Annotated in this window: 6 protein-coding genes and 1 pseudogene; all 7 read right to left on the reverse strand. The window is 33.4% G+C overall.

Features of this window, described 5'->3' with window-relative positions; all coding sequences use genetic code 11:
- Positions 1–338: pseudogene (locus VK998_RS04000) on the reverse strand (CCA tRNA nucleotidyltransferase); the annotation flags it as partial.
- 139 nt (positions 339–477) lie between these two features.
- The gene (gene fabF, locus VK998_RS04005) at positions 478–1,716 is read right to left on the reverse strand and encodes a beta-ketoacyl-ACP synthase II (RefSeq protein ID WP_325225740.1); all 1,239 of its coding nucleotides are present in this window, start codon (positions 1,714–1,716) and stop codon (positions 478–480) included.
- Positions 1,717–1,742: 26 nt separating this feature from the next.
- Positions 1,743–1,979, reverse strand: a complete 237-nt coding sequence (gene acpP, locus VK998_RS04010; RefSeq protein ID WP_325225742.1) for an acyl carrier protein — start codon at positions 1,977–1,979, stop codon at positions 1,743–1,745.
- A gap of 18 nt (positions 1,980–1,997) precedes the next feature.
- Positions 1,998–2,741, reverse strand: a complete 744-nt coding sequence (fabG, locus tag VK998_RS04015) for a 3-oxoacyl-[acyl-carrier-protein] reductase (protein ID WP_325225745.1) — start codon at positions 2,739–2,741, stop codon at positions 1,998–2,000.
- Positions 2,738–3,697, reverse strand: a complete 960-nt coding sequence (gene fabD, locus VK998_RS04020) for an ACP S-malonyltransferase (RefSeq protein WP_325225747.1) — start codon at positions 3,695–3,697, stop codon at positions 2,738–2,740. The genes fabG and fabD overlap by 4 nt, the downstream gene beginning before the upstream one ends.
- Entirely contained in the window at positions 3,694–4,650 is a 957-nt protein-coding gene (gene fabK / locus VK998_RS04025) for an enoyl-[acyl-carrier-protein] reductase FabK (protein ID WP_325225749.1), read from the reverse strand. The genes fabD and fabK overlap by 4 nt, the downstream gene beginning before the upstream one ends.
- 11 nt (positions 4,651–4,661) lie before the next feature.
- A partial coding sequence (locus VK998_RS04030; RefSeq protein WP_325225752.1) for a beta-ketoacyl-ACP synthase III occupies positions 4,662–5,424 on the reverse strand: 763 nt, incomplete at its 5' end.

Consider the following 5,424-nt stretch of genomic DNA (forward strand, 5'->3'; position numbering starts at 1 on the left):
CTACTTAAATCATCTTCAATATTAGAAGAAAAATTTACCATTTCTGGCCTCCTTCCATCTATATACCTACCTTCTTTTCTAAAAGTAGTTACTTCAATATCCCCTTCTTCTTGCGATATCAAAATTGTTCCAAATTTTTCACCTATATCAATAGTTTTAAATTCCGAAAAAACAGACTTTATTTTATCAGGAGATGCATCTGTAGCAATATCATAGTCATTAGGTTCTTTACCTAAGAACATATCTCTAATACTACCCCCTACTATATATGCTTCATAGTCTTGCATTTCTAATATATCTATTATTTTTTCTACATACTTGGGAATATTGAATGTCATAATACCACTCCATTGTAATTAATATTTTCTTAAGTATAACATAGTATAAGTCAAATACAATAAATTTATTTTAAATAAAAACCGCTCTTAACATTAATATATGATTGCCTTCTTAATGCTCAGAGCGGTTTTAATTATTCTATTCTAGAAATTCCTTTAATAGTATTGTAGCATTATGTCCTCCAAATCCTAAAGAATTAGATAATGCATATCTCACTCTCTTTTTCAACAAATTATTTGAAGTATAATTTAAATCACAACTTTCATCTAGATTTTCATAATTTATAGTAGGTGGTATAATTCCTTCTTTTATAGCTAATATAGTAGCTATAGCCTCTATTCCACCAGCAGCTCCAAGTAAATGACCAGTCATAGATTTAGTAGAACTTATAGCTAAATTATAAGCATGATTTTTAAATACCTTTTTTATTGCTAAAGTTTCTAGCTTATCATTGTAATAGGTACTAGTACCATGAGCATTTATATAATCTATATTAGCATAATGAACTTCTCCATCTTTTAAGGCTAGCTTCATCGCATTTGTAGCCCCTTTTGCTTCAGGGTCTGGTGTAGTAATATGGTAAGCGTCCGAAGTCGCTCCATATCCAATAATTTCTCCATATATAGTTGCATTTCTCTTTAATGCATGATTTAGCTCTTCTAATATAAGGATTCCTGACCCTTCTCCCATTACAAAACCATCTCTTTCCTTATCAAAAGGTCTACTGGCTTTAGTAGGTTCTTCATTTCTTTTAGATAAAGCCTTCATAGAATTAAAACCTGCTAATGAAATAGGTGTTATAGCCCCTTCGCTACCTCCTGTTATAATTAAGTCGGAGATACCTCTTTGTATCATTCTGAAGGATTCACCTATAGCATGAGTGCTTGAAGCACAGGCTGTAGTAATAGTTAAACTAGGTCCCTTTATTCCATATAGCATGGAAATCTGTCCTGGTGCCATATTAGATATCATCATAGGAATAAAAAAGGGACTCACACGTTTAGGCCCTCTTCCCAATAATTTGGTATGTTCTTTTTCTAAGGTTTCCATACCGCCTATACCGGAACCTAGAATTACTCCAATTCTATCTTTATCTAGCTTCTCAAGATTAATCTGTCCATCTTCCAATGCTAAGGACGTACCTGCAACAGCGTATTGTATAAATCGATCTAACCTTTTAGATTCTTTTTTATCCATAAAATCTTGAGGTGAAAAATCTTTAACCTCTGCTCCAATCTTTGTATCATAATTTTCTGTATCAAATCTAGTAATATAATCAATACCGGAATTCCCTTTTAAAAGGGAATTCCAATACTCATCTTTTCCTATACCAATAGGGGTCACAGCTCCTAATCCAGTTATAACTACTCTTTTCAATTGTAAACCTCCCAACCAATATAATATCAGCTAATTTTTTCTTCGATATATTTTACTATATCCCCTATATTTTTGAACTCTTCGACATCTTCATCTGGTATTTCTATACTAAATTCATCTTCTAAAGCCATCATTACCTCTACTGCATCTAATGAATCTGCATCTAAATCATCTATTATAGAAGTTTCCACAGTGATAGCTTCTACATCATCTATGTCCAAAGTGTTTATAATAATATTTTTTACTCTTTCAAAATTTGTCATTTTATATCCTCCTTTAATTTATATAACCATTCCACCATCTACATTTATTACTTGACCTGTAATATAATCCGATATTTCACTAGCTAAAAATATTACAATGTTTGCAATATCTTCAGGCTTACCTATTCTACCCATTGGAATACTTTTAACCAGTGAATTCTTAATGTCTTCCTCCAAAATTTCAGTCATATCTGTTTCGATGAAACCAGGTGCAACTGCATTGACATTTATTCCTCTACTAGCTAATTCCCTAGCCATAGATTTTGTAAATCCTATAACTCCTGCCTTAGAAGCACTGTAGTTTCCTTGACCTAAATTTCCTGTAATCCCTACAACAGAAGCAATATTGATTATCTTTCCATACCTTTTTTTCATCATTCCTCTTACAACAGATTTAGTACATAAATAAGTACCTTTAAGATTTGTTCCAATTACATCATCCCATTCATCTGGTTTCATGCGGATGATTAAATTATCTCTCGTGATTCCTGCATTATTTACTAATATGTCTATTGCTCCCAATTCAGTCTCGATATCCTTTACCATATTTAGTACATCTTCTTCTTTTGATATATCAGCTTTTAATGCTATTCCTTTAACTCCATTTTTTTCTATCTCATCTATCACCTCCTTAGCTTTCTCTTTATTATTAATATAGCTAATAGCTACATTAATCCCATTGTTTGAAAGTTTAAGAGCAATAGCTTTGCCTATACCTCTGGAACCACCTGTTACTAAAGCGTTCTTCCCAACTAAACTCAATTCACTACCTCCTTTCTAAGAGAATCAATAGTTTCTTTCAAAGTTTTAACATTATTAACATTAAATGTTTCTACAGATTTATCTATTGATTTTCCAATTCTTTTTACGAAACTTGTAAGGGTTTTTCCTGGTCCTATTTCAATAAAAGTATCTACTCCTTCATTTATCATAAACTCTACACTGTCCTGCCATAAAACAGAACTACTTACTTGATTTACTAGTTTTTCTTTTATTTCTCTTTTGAAAGTAACAGGCTTTCCATCTACATTTGAAACTAAGTTTTTACTTAAATCAGATAGATTTACTTTATCTAATTCCTCTTTTAATTTGTCACCAGCAGGTTTTAATAAGCTAGAATGAAAAGGTGCACTTACAGGTAAAGGAATAGCTTTTTTAGCTCCAAGTTTTAACGCCTCATTACAAGCGATTTTAATTCCTTCCTTTTCACCAGAAATAACTATTTGTTCCGGTGAGTTATAATTAGCTACTTCTACTATATTGTGGTTTTTAACTTTTTCTATAGCCAAAAATACCTTTTCTTTATTTAATCCTAATATAGCTGCCATTCCTCCTATTCCTTCTGGAACTGCCTCTTGCATAAGTTTACCTCTAATCTTGACAATCCAAAGAGCATCCTTAAAACTAATGCCTTTAGATTTTACCAAAGCAGTATATTCTCCTAAACTTAATCCTGCTGTGAACTCGCAGTCTATCCCTTCTTTTTCCAATGCCTTCATCATTGCAATGCTTGTTGTTAATATAGCTGGTTGAGTATTTTCCGTCCTAATTAATTCCTCAGCTTTTCCGTCAAAGCATATCTCTTTTATATTCATGTTCAAACATTCGTTTGCTTCTTTAAACACATTCTTAGATTCGGGAAAAGTTTCATAAAAATCCTTACCCATTCCTACATATTGGGAGCCTTGACCGGGGAAAATAAAAGCAACTTTTCTCATTTGGCACTGCCCCCCTTAAAAGAAGTAAAAATATCTATTTTTTCTATTGCAGTTTTAATTATTTCCTCTATTATATCTTTGCAAGGTTTTGTTTCTTTTATAAGCCCTGATATTTGTCCAGCCATAACAGAGCCTTTTGTGATATCTCCTTCCTTTACTGCTAATTTAAGTCTGCCTGCTCCAAACTTCTCTAATTCCTTAAATGTTAAGCCTTTTTCCTCCAATTCTAAATATTCTTTAGAAAATCTATTCTTAAGAACCCGTACTGGATAGCCTGTGCTTCTTCCAGTAACAATCGTCTCTCTGTCCTTGGATTTTACTATCCTTTCTTTAAAATTATCGTGAGCTATACATTCTAAAGAGCATACGAACCTAGTCCCTAGTTGAACTCCTTCCGCACCTAAAGATAAAGCAGCTAAAAAACCTCTTCCGTCGCCAATACCTCCCGCTGCTATTACAGGGATATTGACTGCATCTACTACCTGAGGAACCAATGTCATAGTAGTCAATTCTCCAATATGACCACCTGCTTCCGTTCCTTCTACTATTAAGGCATCAACGCCTTTCCGTTCTAATCTTCTTGCTAAAGACACAGTAGGTACTACAGGTATTATTTTTACATCATGTTTTTTAAACATTTTTATGAATTTCCCTGGGTTTCCTGCACCTGTAGTCACTACAGGAACCCTTTCTTCACAGATTATACCTACTATATCCTCAGCAAAAGGCGACATTAGCATTATATTTACTCCAAAAGGTTTATCTGTTAACCTTCTTACCTTTCGAATTTCGTCTCTAATTATCTCTGGTGGTGCATTACCTGCTGCAATGATGCCTAATCCTCCACCTTCAGAAACTGCTGCTGCCAATTCATGAGTAGCTACCCACGCCATGCCTCCTTGTATTATTGGGTATTTAATATTTAGTAGTTTACATACCCTTGTATCAAACATAACCATCCCTCCTATTTGTTCCATCTTAATAAAGTTGAACCCCAAGTTAAACCAGCCCCAAAGGCTACTAATAATACTATATTCCCTCTTTTTAGTAAACCTTTTCTATAGGATTCATCTAGTGCCACTGGAATAGAAGCTGCAGACATATTACCATATTTGTCTAGATTCACATATACCTTCTTTTTTTCTAATTGAAGTTTTTTAATTGCAGATTGAATTATTCTTATATTAGCTTGATGAGGAATTAAGAAATCTATCTGTTCTAAAGGTATATTAGCTTTCTCTAAAACTTTTTTTGATGATTTCTCCACTACCCTTACCGCAAATTTAAATACTTCTCTCCCATCCATTTTTATGGTATGAAGTCTGTTTGATACAGTTTCATAACTTGCAGGTAGTCTTGAACCACCAGCTGGTTGAACAAGTAAATGCCCCTTATTTCCATCTGAACCTAAATCAAAGGTTAGAAAACCAGAACCTTCCTTACATCTTTCTAAAATGCAAGCCCCAGCTCCATCACCAAATAGAATACAAGTATTCCTATCTTCCCAATTAACGATTTTAGATAATGTTTCACCTCCAATTATTAAAACCTTCTTATATTCACCTGCTCTTATAAAGCTAAATCCAAGATGCAGCCCATATATAAAACCAGAGCATCCTACAGATATATCAAATGCTGCTGCCTTCACTGCATTGATATTTTTCTGTACTATACAAGCTGTTGAAGGAAAAGCCATATCTGGAGTTGATGTTGCCACTATAATAAGG

The sequence above is a fragment of the Schnuerera sp. genome, from assembly GCF_035459645.1.
In the GTDB taxonomy this organism is placed as follows: Bacteria; Bacillota; Clostridia; order Tissierellales; family Tepidimicrobiaceae; genus Schnuerera.